At 34.5% G+C, this 17,022-nt stretch carries 13 protein-coding genes; 9 read left to right on the forward strand and 4 right to left on the reverse strand.

Going from position 1 to position 17,022, the window contains the following annotated elements; genetic code table 11:
* Window positions 1-460 precede the first annotated feature (460 nt).
* A complete protein-coding gene (locus tag AC5W2J_RS16125) occupies window positions 461-925 on the reverse strand; it encodes a hypothetical protein (protein ID WP_496060494.1) in 465 nt (154 codons plus the stop codon).
* Window positions 926-1,268: 343 nt separating this feature from the next.
* Here AC5W2J_RS16125 and AC5W2J_RS16130 point away from each other — a divergent pair, with 343 nt between their 5' ends.
* From AC5W2J_RS16130 to AC5W2J_RS16150, 5 genes are all read left to right on the forward strand, one after another.
* Window positions 1,269-2,333 carry a tyrosine-type recombinase/integrase gene (locus tag AC5W2J_RS16130; RefSeq protein WP_496060495.1) on the forward strand — a complete coding sequence of 355 codons (1,065 nt, stop codon included), beginning with the start codon at window positions 1,269-1,271 and terminating at the stop codon, window positions 2,331-2,333.
* A 112-nt stretch (window positions 2,334-2,445) separates the two neighbouring features.
* A complete protein-coding gene (locus tag AC5W2J_RS16135) occupies window positions 2,446-3,945 on the forward strand; it encodes an AAA family ATPase (protein ID WP_496060496.1) in 1,500 nt (499 codons plus the stop codon).
* On the forward strand, window positions 3,938-4,870 hold the full coding sequence (locus AC5W2J_RS16140) for a hypothetical protein (protein ID WP_496060497.1): 933 nt from the start codon (window positions 3,938-3,940) through the stop codon (window positions 4,868-4,870). Before AC5W2J_RS16135 ends, AC5W2J_RS16140 begins: the two co-directional genes overlap by 8 nt.
* A gap of 133 nt (window positions 4,871-5,003) precedes the next feature.
* Window positions 5,004-6,425 carry a hypothetical protein gene (locus AC5W2J_RS16145; protein ID WP_496060498.1) on the forward strand — a complete coding sequence of 474 codons (1,422 nt, stop codon included), beginning with the start codon at window positions 5,004-5,006 and terminating at the stop codon, window positions 6,423-6,425.
* A 28-nt stretch (window positions 6,426-6,453) separates the two neighbouring features.
* Entirely contained in the window at window positions 6,454-8,316 is a 1,863-nt protein-coding gene (locus AC5W2J_RS16150; RefSeq protein WP_496060499.1) for an AAA family ATPase, read from the forward strand.
* Window positions 8,317-8,590: 274 nt separating this feature from the next.
* On the opposite strand, the gene AC5W2J_RS16155 is transcribed toward AC5W2J_RS16150, so the two are convergent.
* Both AC5W2J_RS16155 and AC5W2J_RS16160 read right to left on the reverse strand, forming a co-directional pair.
* Window positions 8,591-10,165 carry a thermonuclease family protein gene (locus AC5W2J_RS16155; RefSeq protein WP_496060500.1) on the reverse strand — a complete coding sequence of 525 codons (1,575 nt, stop codon included), beginning with the start codon at window positions 10,163-10,165 and terminating at the stop codon, window positions 8,591-8,593.
* A 264-nt stretch (window positions 10,166-10,429) separates the two neighbouring features.
* Window positions 10,430-10,552: a hypothetical protein gene (locus tag AC5W2J_RS16160; protein ID WP_496060501.1), complete on the reverse strand. Its 123-nt coding sequence runs from the start codon at window positions 10,550-10,552 to the stop codon at window positions 10,430-10,432.
* A 286-nt stretch (window positions 10,553-10,838) separates the two neighbouring features.
* On the opposite strand from AC5W2J_RS16160, the gene AC5W2J_RS16165 reads away from it, so the two are divergent.
* Window positions 10,839-11,402 (forward strand): hypothetical protein, encoded by a 564-nt coding sequence (locus AC5W2J_RS16165; RefSeq protein ID WP_496060502.1) that lies wholly within the window; start codon window positions 10,839-10,841, stop codon window positions 11,400-11,402.
* A gap of 443 nt (window positions 11,403-11,845) precedes the next feature.
* On the opposite strand, the gene AC5W2J_RS16170 is transcribed toward AC5W2J_RS16165, so the two are convergent.
* Entirely contained in the window at window positions 11,846-13,030 is a 1,185-nt protein-coding gene (locus tag AC5W2J_RS16170; protein ID WP_496060503.1) for a DNA sulfur modification protein DndB, read from the reverse strand.
* Window positions 13,031-13,390: 360 nt separating this feature from the next.
* On the opposite strand from AC5W2J_RS16170, the gene AC5W2J_RS16175 reads away from it, so the two are divergent.
* The 3 genes from AC5W2J_RS16175 to AC5W2J_RS16185 all read left to right on the forward strand — a co-directional run bounded on the left by AC5W2J_RS16175 (window position 13,391) and on the right by AC5W2J_RS16185 (window position 16,894).
* The gene (locus AC5W2J_RS16175) at window positions 13,391-15,736 is read left to right on the forward strand and encodes a hypothetical protein (RefSeq protein WP_496060504.1); all 2,346 of its coding nucleotides are present in this window, start codon (window positions 13,391-13,393) and stop codon (window positions 15,734-15,736) included.
* A 58-nt stretch (window positions 15,737-15,794) separates the two neighbouring features.
* The gene (locus AC5W2J_RS16180; protein WP_496060505.1) at window positions 15,795-16,361 is read left to right on the forward strand and encodes a hypothetical protein; all 567 of its coding nucleotides are present in this window, start codon (window positions 15,795-15,797) and stop codon (window positions 16,359-16,361) included.
* 350 nt (window positions 16,362-16,711) lie between these two features.
* Window positions 16,712-16,894 (forward strand): hypothetical protein, encoded by a 183-nt coding sequence (locus AC5W2J_RS16185; RefSeq protein WP_496060506.1) that lies wholly within the window; start codon window positions 16,712-16,714, stop codon window positions 16,892-16,894.
* Window positions 16,895-17,022 lie beyond the last annotated feature (128 nt).

Genomic DNA, 17,022 nt, shown 5'->3' on the forward strand with positions numbered 1-17,022 from the left:
AAAATAACGAAAACAGACCCCTTTCGTATATAGGGGTCTGTTTTCGTGCAGAGAAACGGCTTCAGAGCGTTTTATCTTCATGTGAACGGATAAAGGTGCCTTTCGTTTCGTTTGCGGGCGAATCTGTCACTCTGTTTCTCCTTCTTTCTGGTCTAAACGCTTCTATTGGAGACAAGCGCACGACAAAAAGGTGCTTTATGGGAAATCAAGGCGAACGAGAGAACCTTTTTCTCAAGAACAATAGGCCTTCTTATCCCTTCATGCCTCTTCTGATATATACACTTAGTCCCCTTCGATCGTATAAGGAATAGTATGTTCTTCTCACCTTTTTACATCCGTATTCCCATTTTCTCCCCGCTGGATCTAGTCTCCCTAATACTCGGTTTGGCATGCTCCTACCGGGGCCTCCAAATAACGATTGTGATTATACGGAACGTACTACGCATAAGATTCCTCCTGCTTATAGTAGGGCATTGATACTGGTTGTAATTTCATTCAATTTTCGTACGTAAACGATGGATAAAACTGTAATCATTATGACGCTAATAGTGATAATAATTTTTTGGCATGTTTTAGAACGTATGTTTAAAAAAGATAGTTTTTTATATTCCCCTAATAGCAATACTATAGAAGGAATGAGGATAGTATAACCTAACAATACGTTGTGTAAGGTGTTTATATCATACTGAATCATAGCCAAACGTAATTCATCAGAGGTACTTATATGTTCTACATTAAATTGATAAGTGTTGGTGAAAAGCATCCCTTTTTCAATTATTGTTTGTCCATTTGCTTCTTCGACGGTAATGATACCGGGGAATAAATTGAAGACATTAATCAAACAAAATAGTGCAATAAACAAGGCACTATACAAGAACAAATTTTTCGTCGGAATAGTTGGATGATTACTTTGCTTTTTTTGCATAGTTCCTCCTATTGTAATGAATAAAAATATAGCGTCTATATAGATTACCTTACCAAGAAAATATTGGAAGAACAAGACAGTGCGTATAAGGATAACCAGCATATAAAATTTCATGTACCATACATAGTTAAAAAACATAAATTCTCCATAAAAGGAAGGAGACATTTGTCTTTTTGACCGAACGAAAACAATCTCAAAAAAACCTAAGGAAATGTTGCCTTTCCTTAGGTTTTGGCCTAAAATGAAGAAATGGTAGATGTTTTCCACGAAGCAACACTCTGAGTGTGCATTTGGTTTATTTTTTCATTATGGTTTGTGAAATTATAAGAAAAGAGGAATTATGATGAAACCCTCCTTACTTGCTTCATCGAATGAGTCATCTATCATCTTGTCGCTCGACGAGCCCACCTCGTTTATCCAGGAAGATCTCTATCGACACATTTCTTCGGACGGGTTCGAAGGGGTCGAGTGGGAGACGATTCCGGACGAGTTTCTTCTATATATATATGTGCACCAACACACGACGCTGCGAACCCGTCGCACCGACCGGACGAAACGAAAATACCTGGAGACACTGCGACCGTTTGTGCAGTATGTTCAAACCTATGGAGGATTACGAAGCATTACCTCCCAGCGCGTGTATGCGTATCAGCTGCATCTCGAACGGAACAAAGGGTATAAAGCCTCCACCCTGGCGCGTCACAGCACGGTCATCAAGCAGTTTTTGCGATTTTTATACCGGGAAAGCATGTTACCGAGTGATTTAACGACGAAAATGGCCCCCGTCGCGCAGCCGTCCCAGGAAATCGTCGATCGGGACCTGCATGAGCATGAAGTGCAGCAGCTCTTGGGCTACTTCCGGGAGAAAGATTTATTCGCGTATACGCTGTTGGCCCTGTTGTCGAGTACCGGCATGCGGATTGAAGAGCTAGCCACCGCGAAGTGGGCGGACCTCAGCTGGCGTTCCCCGGAGCAGGCCTTTTTCCTCGAAGTCACGGGCAAAGGCGACAAACGCCGGCCGGTATTTCTGTTTCCGGACGTGCTAGCCATATTAAAAAGCTTTCGGGCCGATCGCCAGCAACCGATTGCCGATTTCAGCGGCGACACCGCCCTGTTTCCAAAGCGAAATGGCGGCCATTACCACGTGAACTACCTCGGGGACCGATTTAGCAAGCTCATGGCCACCGCGCCGTTTCCGTTCGTGCAGCACCGCCGCGATCCGATCACGCCGCACACGTGCCGGCACTACACGACCCATTACATGTTGGAACACGGCGCGGACCTGGCATCGGTTCGGGACTTGTTGGGGCATGCGTCGATTCGCACGACGGAGCGGTACTTGTTGAGAAGACGGAACTATGCGGAACATGCAGGACTTAAAGTGAATTCTTCTAATTTTATTTTTTAATAAACAGAAGTTCATCTAATTTATAGAGGTTATAAAAATTCATGGAACGAGATTATAATAAAAAATGGTATAATTATGGTTAATTGTAATTAAATATTAATGGAGGCATAATTTGATTAAAAAAATAGAAATAGAAGGGTTATTTAATAATAAACAACCAATCTCTTTAGATATTACAAAAAGTCCATACATTTTAACTGGAGATAATGGCTCTGGGAAAACAACAATAATAAATTATATTTATTATTCTTTAAATGCTGAATTTGATTGGTTTTTAAATCAAAAATTTATTAACTGTACCATTCAATTTGATGATAACAAATATAATTTAGACACTATCAAAATATTTAAAAACCAAGAAAACTATATAAAAGTAAAATACCAGTTTAATGGTCCGAAAAAAAACATGCATATTCAAGTAGGTAGAGACACCACTCTAGAAACTATAGTGTATGAAGAAATTAACTCTGAAGGTTATTATGGTAAATCAAAAGATAACTTTTATCCTTTTATAATGGAAAGTATAGATGAAATTTTATTGAATAACGCAGACTGGTATTTCATTAGAGAAATTAGATTATCTTTACTTTACTTCCCTACATACAGAAGAATAGATTTTGATCTAGAAAATTACATAAATTCAAACAATAGAGGGTTTCATGCTAGAAATGTTTATTATAAAAATTCCGATTTAGAAAACTTGAGAGAGTCTAGTTCTTTAGGTAATGATAGAAGAGTTATAGGAGTAGGCAACCAAGGTATAGAAGAAATTTTTAGAGAATTTTCGGAAAAACTAAATAAATTCAAATCAAAAGGTCTAGAAAATTTGTTAAATGAGTTTGTTAAAAAAGTCATCCAAAGCGTTACTGATAATACTGATCTAAAAAAATCCACTTCAAGAAAAAAGAGATTAAATCGTGCATTTGAACTTCCTTCTCATGTAGACGAATCAGCCCCTGATAATTTAATTGAATTGGCAAAAATGCTTAATATTGAAATTGAAGAAAATAGTGTACAAACTTATTATGACCAAAAAAGAAAAGTGAAAAAAGATATGGAGGAGCTTAATAATTCTAACCAAATTGATAAAAACACAAACAAAATCAATGAAAAAGAATTAAGAAATGAACTTAAAACTTTAAATTCATTTTTAAAATATTCTAGCCATGAGAATACCTTTGTCGATGAACTATCTAAAATGTATCTCTCGTTTAAAAAAGATCAAGATGATTTTTTACTACCTTATACATTATTAAAAGATAGTGTTGATTTATTTTTTAAAGGAAAAATAACAATTGATATAAACAATGATTCCAAAGTTCTTTTATTTAAAAATGGTTCTCCTCTAAAGTTCTCTCAATTATCAACTGGTGAAAAACAAATACTTACATTGTTATCATATACTAGATTGGCTATTCAATCCGAAAAATTTAAGCCTCTAACGATTATTGATGAGCCGGAGTTGTCACTACATATTAGATGGCAAAAAATGTTATTAAGCCAATTAGGCAAAAAAGAAGACTTAAAACTAATAATAGCTACCCACTCTCCTTATATAGCAAACAGAAAATACTCAAACAATATCGTTCAATTAGGTGAAGTAGATGAATGAATTAGAAATTAAATTAGGAGCTTCTTTTATAGAGGATATAGGTGCAATTTATAGCGAGATTAATTTTTTTGATGTTACAGAAGAAGAAGAAAAACTGCTTTTATTAGAAGGAGAAGATGATTTAAAGGTGATACGAAGTTACTACTACTATGAAAGTAAAGAGTATCCTTTTAGACCAATATTAGCAGAAGATTACGAAGAGAAAACAGGAGGTAAAAAAAATGTTATAAGCAGTTATAAAAAATATAATTCATATTTTAAATATCTATATTGTCTTTTAGATAAAGATTATGATTTTATTATCGGTACTAATGAACAAGATCCGCACATTTTATACTATTCTTATTACGAATTAGAAAACCATATTTTCGATCCACCACTTTTAAAAATGTTATTTAGTCAATATTTTGATTGCCATACTCCTGAAAGATATAAACAATTGAGGAGTAACTTGGCTATAATTAAAGACACTTTGCTAATAATAGCTCATTTGAAAGTTTTTAGAGAATTGCACTTTCATAAAAAAACAAAGTTACAATTAAATGAAGAACAACTGAAAACTCTAATTTCACTTTGTAAACCAAAATATGAAACTATTTTTAAACGCAGGGATTACGGAAGTATGAATTTTAAAGAACGACTATCGCACTATATCAATACTGAATTAAATGCTGTAGGAATTGATCAAGAAAAGTTAATAAATGAAACCGAACCCTTTTTAGAAGAAGTTAAATATATGGATTTTCTTGAAAATTATTTTAGTGGTAAAATTATTATTAATTTATTAACCCTTTTTTTCAAAGAACATTACGAAGAAGAAATTACTGTAAGTCAAACAAGCTTATTAAAAGACGTAAACAAGATATGGATCCCAAAAAACTCAAAGGAACTACATAAAACACTTAAATATATTGAAGAAAATTGAATATATGTTTATCCTTTTACAAAATAACCAGGAATGTAATGAATTATTTATTTAAAAAATAGGCGTTATTGCATCTATTTTATGAATAACGTCTATCTTTATCTTGAGAAAAAATAGATATAGGAGTAAATTTGTGAATAATCAAATAATTTTTGACCATGCTTTCAAAACCGTGAAAATTGGTATAGAAAAAGTTCTAGAGGCTAAGCGAAATGAAAATGATACTTTCTTCAGAGGTTATATCAATTACCCTCAAATTTCTTACAAAGATAATGGATTTCCCAGTGTTTATAAGAGTCCATATGGATACGATAAAATTATCGATTATGAAAAATACTTCAAAATCAATTCAGAATTAGATAATAATAAAATAGATTTGATGAATATATCAGAATATATAAAATTAAAAGAGTTGCTTTTAAAATGTCCTAACTATGAAAAAACTTTTGGGCCCCCTAGAAAGATTGAATCCAACATAAACTTAACAAATATAATGATACATTCACATATTTTAAATCTAATTAGTAGATCTATTCATAAATTTGGCGAAGAAAATAAATTAAATAAATCTCAATTTTCAGAAATCTATCAACCCTTAGCAAATAGAATATTACAGCCAAAGTTACCTGTGGATATTTATATCCCAATTTTATTCACTAACTTTGAATTTGAAGAATATAAAATTTCAGACTCTATTTCTGTAGTTAGGATGAGCAATGCTTTTCAAAAATCCAGGGCAGAAATTGTAGCATACTCCGAAAATATACCTGATCCTGTTTTAATGGCAGCAACGCATGCATTAAAAATTAAAGGGCATTCAATTCAAAATGAAAATATATGGTCATATAATTCAGTTTTTGATAGTTTACCTACTAATTTAATAGATAACATAAATTATTTTTTTAATATATTAAGAATTAATAAAGACATTTCAATTGGTTACACACAAATAATATTTTCTCCTTTAAACTGGGTAGAAAATTACCATGCAGATTTAATGTATTTAAGTGGGACTATAATAAAAGCTTATCCAATTGAGTTTGATAATTATTACTGGAATAAAAAAGATTTTCCTTTAATAACAGAAAAAAATTTGGACATAATAAAAGTTTTTTTCTTAAAACTATCTCAAAATACAAACAAAAAAATTATGTTAGCTTGTTCTAGGTTAGAGAATAGCTTTTATCGTCATAACGAAGGTGACAAAGTTATTGATATAGTGATTGGTTTAGAATCTCTATTAGGTGACAATGATAAAGGAGAAATAACCTATAAATTATCACTTAGAGCGGCTTATTTGCTACAAAAATCTTCTTTGAACGAATTAAAAATAAATATATTTGATAATATGAAAGCAATTTATTCTTATAGGTCTGCTATTGTTCATGGGCAAAGCAATTTAGAAAAAAAACGAAAGATCATAGATACAAAAGGTAATATAGCATTAGTTTTAGATGTAGCATTAGGTTATCTAAAAGAGTGCATTAAAATTTTATTACTTCATCCCGAGTTTCTAAATGCGAAGTCTATAGATGAAAAATTGATTTTAAATTAAGTATTTAAAAAATTTTAGGAGTTGCTAAATGGGATATTATATTAAGGAATTACTTTTGAATGAAACTATATCTGCTAACTATAAAGTACTTGAAAATGTAGAAACAACAATGAGCAATATGTCTAAAATAAATATATTAGTAGGCACTAATAATTCTGGAAAAAGCAGACTTTTGAGATCATTGTTTAAAGAAAAAGAACTTTCATTTGTGCCAGCAAACTTCAATTTAAGAGAGCTTAATAAATCATATGAAGAATTAAAGAGAGATTTATCTTCTGTTTTGAATGAAGTTGGTCTTGAAGGATATGGAGGTATTACCAATGATACCATTCAAAAACTATCTACATACCCTTATATAACAGTACAGGACAACTATTTATCTGAATTTAACAAATTAATGAATTCTATTAATATTTTTGAAAAAAAACCTACTACCACTACATTACAAGATTATCGTATAATGGGTAGCATTAATCATGAATCAATTCAAAAAAGATTCAATGAAATTACTGATAAATACACAGATAAAATTTCAGATATTGTAAAAGAAGAAAAAATAGACTTCAAAAAAATATATATACCCACTTTAAGAGGATTAAGAGGATTTGAAAATAACAAAAACTATTATTTAACACGAACTCAAAAAGATTATTTCCATAATGAAGATAATTTAGATATTTTTACTGGTCTCGATTTATATGATGAAGTGAAAAACTTATTATTAGGAAGGCTAGAAGAAAGGAAAAAAATAGTTCAATTTCAGAAATTTATTGGTGATAATTTTTTTGAAGGTCAAGAAGTGGCGTTGATACCTAATTTAAAATCAGATGTACTATTTGTGAAAATTGGAGATGAAAAAGAGTATCCAATTTATAATTTAGGAGATGGTATTCAATCATTAATCATCTTAACTTTTCCTTTATTTAAGTACAAGGGAGAAAAGTTATTGTACTTTGTCGAAGAACCAGAATTGTATTTACATCCAGGAATGCAAAGAAAATTCTTAGAAAGTATTACAAGAAAAGATTTTAATGACTACCAATACTTTTTAACGACTCATTCTAATCACTTTCTAGATATGACAATTGACTTAGAAAAAATATCGATATTCTCTTTAAGCAAAGAATTAGAAAGTGCTGAATCTCAAGAAAAAAATGCTACTTTCACGATTGAAAATGTAAGCAATGAAGATGATAATATATTAAGAATGCTAGGTGTAAGAAATTCAGCAGTGTTTTTATCAAATTGTACAATTTGGGTAGAAGGTATTACTGACAGATACTATATAAGACATTTTTTAAACTTATATCAAAATTCTTTAAAAGATCAACCCCTGTATAAAGAAGACATACATTATTCTTTTGTAGAATACAGCGGTAACAATATTACCCACTGGTCATTTTTAGATGACGAAGACGAGGAAGCTGAAGAAGTCTTTAGTACAATAAATGAAAGTAGAGTTTGTGGAACATTATTTCTAATTACTGATAAAGATGGTAAAAGAAAAGAAGAACGTCATTCAAAATTATCAGAAGCTCTTCAAAGTAATTATTATTGTTTGAACTGTAGAGAAATCGAAAATATTCTCTCAAGCAATATATTGAAAAAAGTAATTGCTCATTACGAACAAGTAGAAGTAACGGAATTGAAATTCAAACACGAATTTTCTCAATGTACTTACAATGATGAGCTTTTAGGTAACTTTATAGAAACTATTTTAAAGGATCAGAAACGTCTTGGAAAATATTCTTCATCTTCAGGAACTATTTCAAATAAAATCGGATTTTGTAAAAAAGCTATTAAAGAGATGAAAACTTTCGAGGATCTCTCTGATGAAGCAAAAAATCTTAGTGAAAAACTGTATAACTTCATTAGTGATCATAATATATAGTCATATAAATTATATACATCAAATGTATTTCTAAAAAAATTATACTCCTTGGTTTAAATTATCTAAATTTTATAACTCGTAATTAACTTATTGTGTCGTAACAAAATCTACAAGCATAGCTTTAAATTTTACTTAGTAAAATTAAGATTAAATTAAACAAAAAGGAGAGAAGTTGCTTTAATAGGCATCTTCTCTCTTTTCTTATCTATAAAATCGCAATTTATAGATAAATATTTTGAATAGCAGCTATAAAGTACCTTGACCTTTAAAAATACTATTCACATCCTGTGCCATCTCCATCGCGATCTAAGTGCTTCGCATACCCAGGATCTCCTGTTTGGACAGGGGCAGTCCCAGCAGCTCTCACAGCATCACAATTTTTATAATAGACGTCTGTTTCTGCTGCAGGTGTTTCTACTTTCTCTTCAGTCGGGGTTGGGTCAGGTTCTGATTTTGGTGCTGGTTCCGCTTTTTCTTCTTCCTCGTATTGAAATCCATTTTCCTGATCGATCTGCGCATAGCCGGGGATCGACCATACCCCAATACCCGCATCAATCGCGGTTTGTTGGGCTGCATGAAACTCATCAAGCATCGTTAGGTCATTATATAGATAGGCTGTAGCTGCTAATCCTTCTTCCAATAACATTTCTTGAATCGTTTCGTCTCCTAGAAAGACATAGGCCAAGGTACGGCCATACCGATCTGTTTCTTTCGATCCCACCTGGACCCGTACCTCTTCTCCTAGCAGTTTGTCTTCTACAAAGGACGTGGCTTCCGGACCGAATGGTTCCACAGGCTTTTGAGGGTGCTTTGTTTCAGGCGTATCTACCAATAACAATCGGATGTCTTTGGTTTCTCCATCCATGGTTACTTCTACTGTATCTCCATCAATAACTCTGCTCACCGTCGCATTGGAGGTAGACTCTTCCTTCTCTTTCTCTTCCTTCTCTTTCTCTTCCTTCTCTTCCTCCGCTTGTGCTTTTTCTTTGTTCGCTTCTTTCGTCGCCTGAGTTTCTACTTTCTCTTCTTCTTTTGCCTTTTCTTTTTCATCAGCGACTACTTTTTGTTCTTCCTTTTGTTCCTTGTCCTGGTTCTTTTCTTTATCTTCGTCTTCTGGATGGTTTTCCTTCTTCTGTTCTTTTACTGCAGCTTCTTGTTCCTGTTCTTCCCCTGCTTCCGCCTCTTCTTCGGCTTCTAATGCGATTGGCTCTTCGTTTTCAGTTCCAGTCGTCGGTAACACACCGATAAGAATAAAAGAGGCCACAAATAGAGAAGCCGCCATTTTGCGGTTCGGAATGTGAAAGATCTCTAATTTCCCTTTTATTAAGGCAATCAGAGCCACAACGAAGATTACGACTGCAATGAAGCTTGTGACCCCTAAAACAGTAAGGGGGCTCAATAAAGCAAGAAGGAACGCAGCAAGGAAAAGGTAACCGAAAAAAGCCACCGTCTTTTTCCAAGGAGTGCTGGACCGGTATCCTACTATTTTTTGCTTCCATGTTCTCTCTTCCACAGAAATATCGACGCCTGTCCGTTTCTGGGCATATTGATGAATGTTTTTGCCTTGATCCTGTAATCGAAACGTATGATGATTCAACGTTAATACGGTTTTCATGGCATAAAAATCAACGGTTCCTGATTGAACATCTTGCCATTCGACCTGTGTAAGCGGAGTAAGGGAGCCTTCGTATAATTTGTAGAAAAACAAGCCTTCTTCTGTTACCACAGCATATTCGCTTGTATCGCTGCTTCCTTCTAGATTGCCTTGAACAATGGTATAAATCGCGCCATGTTTATCCCTCGCTAATTGTTTAACGACATCTAACGGTGCTCGTTTCTTTTCTTTCATACCCCTCATCCTTTTTCATTGAGTCTTTTTATATGTACTAAACGATGGTAGGACTAACAGATGGAAACACGAACATGTAACCAACTTCCACACAAAAGGAAGACTCTTCCTAATTATAAATGATTTCCCTATAAAGAAGGATTTTTTATCTAAAAGTGAATATTCTTACATGAATAACCATAGTAAAAAGCACTCCTTCCCATCCAGGGGAGTGCTCGTTTTCTATGGACGCTGTTGTTATAAGGATCTGCGGATATAGGATCGTTAATGTGTCATCTTCTTCAGCAGCTCTTTATCCATGCCGGCTGTTACTTTAAGCACGTATTCTTGCCAATCTTTTAAACTTTCTATGTTTATGGGCTTTTTCATCGGCTTCTCTGCTTGCATAATATAGTACCTCCAGTGCGTGTTATACTCAATATATCGGCTGGAAATAATATACTTTTAATAAGGGTACATTCGTTATAAAACTGCTTGTTTACATACTTTTTTCGATTGTTTCAAAAGTATTTTCCTTTTTCCTATAAAATATTAAAAGGAGTGAGAGAAAATAGAATTTTCCTTTATAAACTTACTGAGGGATTTATTATCTAGCGATGCTATTACAAATGTGGTTAGCATATTTTTGTTTCTTGCTGCATTAATTACAGCAATTAATGCAAAACGACAATTTATGGCCAATGAAAGTCCAAGATTAATTGTTTCTGCTTTTAAAACACCTGGTACTAGAGAAAAAGACAAAAGTAAGAACGAAATATCATGCAAAGTTAGAAATTCTGGAAGAGGGGCGTGTGCAGATTCTTTTCTTATGGTGCGAGAAAAAATAAAACCTTTTAAATATAATTACTATATTTCGAAGCCTAGTAGAGAAATTAAATCCGATGATACTAACGAATATATAATTAATTTTGATGATTATCAACTCGAACAAAAGAAGTTAAAGTACGTTGTTTTATATAAAGATTTCTTTGGTAAGCAATATTTAGCGGGTAATGTTCTTACCTTAAATTCTAATAAACATTTTGAAATTTTAGCGAAATCAGGAAAAATGTTATTTCCTTGGTGGGTTGGTAGATTTAAATATTGGTACTGGCGTCATCAGGCTATCAAAAATGAAAACACTTATGCACACATGAACAACAGAGTGAGAGCAAAAAAACAATTTGCTAATAGTTTAAAAAATTGGAACACAGAAAATCATTTTAAAATCAAAGAAAAAAAACCTCCTAATAAATAGATTAAATATAAAAAGGCTACCTCATTGAAAAGAGATAGCCATAATGATAAAACATTTCTTTTATAATAGTTTGCTAATAACCCCGGTTCCTATATTAACCGTTTTACCAATTAAACTAACTCCTCGGAGGCCGCAAAGGTTATTAGCAGAGTAAAGATTGTTAACATTGTCATTCCCATCATCTCCTTATCATATTTAGAGAGGGACTCCCATAAAGTCACCATAGCGATTGATAGGATATTAGCTATTAACACACCAATGATCCAATAATTGCTACTTAGGGCAATGTTTATTGAAGTGGCGAGGAGTACGGGATTCGAACCCGTATCTGCGGCATACTTTTTAAATGTAATATAATAATAAACAGTCTAATTTATAAAATCAAATTAGAAAATAATTGTATGCATTATTTATGGCAAAGCTAAATTTTAAGAGCTGCTAAATCAAGTTTTACTGATAGGGTTTGATTCGTACCCTAAAAAAGTTTTAATCGCTTCCACGGCTGAATTAATCGATTCCCTTGAGTTCGTTACTTTGCCATTAACAACCACCTTGCCTTGGAATACAGACCCTTCCCTAGACCAATCAATCGTCTGAAAAAGCTTTTGAACTTCCCAATCCTGTTCTTCTTGAGAATAATATTCAAATATATATCCGGCAACTCTAGCAGCCACGACAATCCCTGTCCCTGTTAACAATACGGTCTTTGCTCGTATATCTGGAAGGTCTGCTGGATGACTTAGCGCATGAGCAAAATACTCATTTTCCACCAGGAATATTAAGAAACGTTCCGCCCTGCAACGAATCTCTTGCTCTACCTGTTCGTTTTTTTCAATAGCTCGAGCAATTTTGGTCGAGGGGTTTGTCGCTTGAGAGTTATAGCCGGCCAATTCGATTACCATGTTTCGAATGTTATTGACCGTGTAAATCCCTTTGGAATTTTTGGACACACTAGAGGCTAGCATTTCCGTAGTTTCCGTCAGCCAAGAGGATTGTTCAATTAGATCTACTACTAGGTTTGATACTTTTTCTCGCGTATTAAATAAAGTATTAATCGAAGATGTAGTACTTTTAGCATTTTTGTTCACATCCACAAAATCTTGGCGTATTTTCTTCGTACGGTCTTCATGAACAATATTGACCAGCATACTACTTCCCTCAATAAACTCCGGTTCATTGTAAGCTAACTCCCGAATCGCTGCAGTACGATGATTTCCGTCTAAACATTCAAATTCGTAATCAATCGGTAGATTTATCATCCCCATGACTGCATGAGCTTCGGATAAAGACTGTTCCTCATGCCCTTCAATGACAAACGGACGGAAGTCTAATCCTTCATAGGACACTAAAGTAATCGCCGAAAGAGTAAATTCAGGTTCTTCTTTTATATATTGCACAATATCGTTTTTATGTTTCTGATCTAAAAAACGGTTACGTATATCTTTGCCAATTACTTTTTGATTTTTTCGTCTCACAGCTGATGTTTGAATAAATTTCCCCAACACACTATATTGAATTGTCGCTGCATACCATATGCGGTTTCCGCTTTTGTATTTGATTGCTGGAATATATACTGCATTTGTTAACGTTCCTAGATTGGGCATTTTTAACCTCGGATTTTCCATCATAAAACCTCTCTTCTAGAATGCATATTATTTTCTAATTCTTATGTTGCTACCTTTCTATTCACATCACCAAATAGATTTTCCTTTAATAAGCAACACATCGACCTGGCATTATGAAAAAGTTTAGTTACTCAACTTTATGTCTACAAGTATACAAGTAGACATGTATACTTGTACGCTTATAGACATAATTATTTTAATTATGACGTAGATTGTAATAGGCCTGCATTAATTTTGTAGTAGGCCTATAATTTTCATTGATTTATCTATGAAAGCGCTATATAATTTAACAAAGGAAATTTCAGACAGTCAAGGACCCAGAACGTTAGTACCAATTATTCTATTGATTGGGAGGGGTTATCATTGTCGTTAAATAATCCGTTAGACGTTAAAAACCTAGCCATGTCCCTTGCATCTGCTGAATCCGAAAGAGATATCGTCGCTATTCTTAAAAATAATCAACTTTGGAGCAGTGAACACTGGCGAGACTATGGAGACAATGAAAATAATTTTGCTGTTATTGGAAATCAACAAAGCGCTCCAGATGCAGCTTTGGTCGAAAAATTCATTAATTCGGTGGATGCGGTTTTGATGAAAAAATGTATGCTTCATGGAGTAGATCCTACTTCTACAACAGCCCCTACAAACGTCAAACAGGCACTAGCTTCTTTCTTTAACATTCCTCAAGGGAAACTTTCAAACCTGTCAGACTCCCAACGCACCAGCCTCGCTCAAAACATTCATTTTGTTGCCACTGGCACCAAAAGAAAGCCAAATTACTCAATCGTTGATTTAGGCGAAGGACAAACACCTGCCAGCCTCCCAGACACAATTCTTTCGTTAAACAAATCCAATAAACTCAGAATTCCTTTTGTACAAGGAAAATTCAATATGGGTGGTTCTGGTGTTTTGCAATTTTGCGGTAAGCAAAACCTTCAATTAATTATTACCAAGCGACACCCAGACCTTCCTAAGGATAAAACGGATCACTTATGGGCTGTTACACTCGTACGGCGTGAACCTCCGACAAAAGGACGACGGAGCTCTGTCTATACGTATCTAGCTCCTCACAATCATATTTTAAGCTTTGAAGCAGAGGATCTTCCTCTACTTCCTGCAAAAAATCAAGCCTTGGTAGATGCGATGACATATGGTACCTTTATCAAGCTCTTTGAATATAATATTCCCGGTTTTGCCACGCTGGTCTCACTCGACCTTTATTATAGGTTAAATACGCTTATCCCGACCATCGCTTTACCGATACGTATTCATGAAACAAGGGAGTATGGTGGCCACACTAAAGAAACCACGCTTTCAGGATTAAATGTACGCTTAGAAGAAGCTTCTAGTAAAACATTAGAAGAAGGCTTTCCTCTTTCCTCTACTTTGCATATCTACGGACAAAAATTATTGTTATCCATTGTTGCCTTTAAAGAAAAACAGGAAATTAATTATAAAAAACAGGAAGGTGTACTTTTTATCATTAATGGCCAAACGCACGGAAGTTTATCGAAAGATTTTTTTGGACGAAAATCAGTTGGTATGGGAAGTTTGGTTCATTCTCTATTATTACTTGTTGATTGCAGTAATCTAGACGCCCGTCTGCGTGAAGATTTATTCATGAACAGTCGTGATCGGTTACGTAATAATGAATTAAGTAGAAAAATCACTAAAGAACTAGCTCATCTCTTAAAAGAACATCCAACTCTTAAAGAACTTCGAGAGCAACGACGTCGAGAAGCTAGTGAGAAGACAACGAAAAATGAAGAACCTTTTATTCAGGCGCTCGAAGATATCTTTCAAAAATCTCCTGCATTATCTAGCCTTTTTATTACTGGAAATCGATTGCCTGATCCGTTTCGTTTGAAAAAAGGAGAAAAGAAACCGCATTTCCAAGGAAAAACACATCCTACCTTTTTCCAACTACGGCATCAGAAAAAAAATCAACTTTACCATAAGCGTTCACCTATAGGAACTCGTCCACGAATTGCTTTTGAAACAGACGTCGAAAATACCTATTTTCACCGAGACACCTACCCTGGGAAAGCCACTCTTCTTCTCGAAGGACAACCGGTTTATAGTTACAGCCTCAATCTCCATAACGGCATTGCAACCTTAAACTTGGAATTACCACTTTATGCCTCTATAAATGAAACCTATACGTATGTCTTAGAAGTTAACGATGATACGCTTGCAGAGCCGTTTCTTGAACCGTTCCAAATCACTATTGAAAAAGAACAATCGAAACAACCACCAAACGAAAAAGGCCGACGAAAAAAAGAAGCTGATGAAGAAGGTGAAGGGTCAAGAGAAAAGCCTTCGAAACTTGCTCTTCCTTATATCATTGAAGTAGAAAAAGAAGAATGGGGAAAATATGGATTTACGAAACATTCCGCCTTACGAGTAGAAAATAACGGTGATAGTGGATATGACTTCATTCTAAACAAGGACAACATCTACTTCCAAACAGAATTGAAATGGAGCAAACCAGAAGCGCTAAAGCATATTGAGAAAAAATATAAGTACGGTATGGTAATGCTCGGGTTAGGTATCCTTAAGGGAATGGAAGAAAAAAGCGATGAAGAAAATGTATCTCTCAAAATTGAGGAAGTAACACGATGGATTGCTCCAATTCTTCTTCCGATGTTAGAACACTTAGGACATTCAGAAGACAAATGGGCGATCGATACGCTTCAAGAGGAAGGATAGAGCTTTACTAGAAAAACAGGTGAAGATCGTAGCATCTATTTCTCTCAGAGGTGATAGGATGAAAGAAAAAGGTGGCATTAAAGGCGTTCGCCAGGTCGAATTTTGGAAAGGGTATGAGGAAGTCGTTTCCTCTGCTGTCAAACAGCTCACGTATCAGCATTACTATAGCCAGGACACGTTGCATGTCTACTGTGATACTTCCGCCCAACCTAATAGTTCTACGATGGCTGTGGCTTGCTCCTATGTTCGAAATACGAGTGTTACAGTCAAAGTGAAATACGTTTACCCTACTCGCGACGTAGCCAACAAAAATATTTTTGGGGAACTTCATGCTCTTCTATTTGCTTTAAAACATGTCCATCAATACGAGGGAGCCTGTACTTCCATTGTCTTGTATAGCGATGTGCATAATATCGAAGATTTTCTAACTAAACAAGCCTACTTCCAACATCCTAAGCTTCAGAAAGTCCAAAACGAATTAATAGCGTTATATTCACAGAAACAATCCCACTATCTTCACAAAGATATTCGCATTGTTTATCTTTCTTCGGAGCTTCGAAAACACAACCCATTTCATAAGAGTGCACACAATGCAGCGAAGCGTTTATTGACTTCTTCCCGTTAATAGCTTCTCTTCTTACTATAAGAAGCCTTTTTGGCATATTACTAGCAGAGGAGCTTTACTCTGCATAAAACCAATCGATTCCTTTATAATGAAAGATAGTCAGTCCTTTGATCCCCCTTTCTTTCTTCGCTTCTTAGCTCTTCTTATGCTAAAAGAAAATGGATACTAAAGAAGGCAACAAAGATCCGAGGAGTTCTTCTACATCAAAACATGATCGATACCAAACGGTTTTCAGTTATAACATTATCTAAATAGTTAATAGAATATTATATCACCGAATAAAAACAATATTTCCGTTAAAGTATACCTTTTGATGATGTCTCTTATTTTATGGTAAAAGGAGGAGTATGATGACATTTTGGCTGATAGAAGGAGGTATTCTCGTAACGGCTTTTCTTGCGATTCTTCTGGAGTTATTTTTTGTTCAAACGCCGGAGCCGTTTGTTGTCCCATTCTGCCTTGTAATGATCGCGTTTGCTGCTATTCGAATTCGAGATAAAGTTCGTTATGGAGACCCTTTTAAGACCTTCTAAACCGTGAGCGGTTTAGAAGGTCTTTTATATTCGTATATGAAAGCTTCATAAAAGCCGTGTAGCTATGATTAATGATTAGATTTTTTGAGCGATAGCATGTAATGGATAAGAGCAATGATACTTATAGC

The sequence above is a fragment of the Sinobaca sp. SA16-1 genome (genome assembly GCF_059510515.1).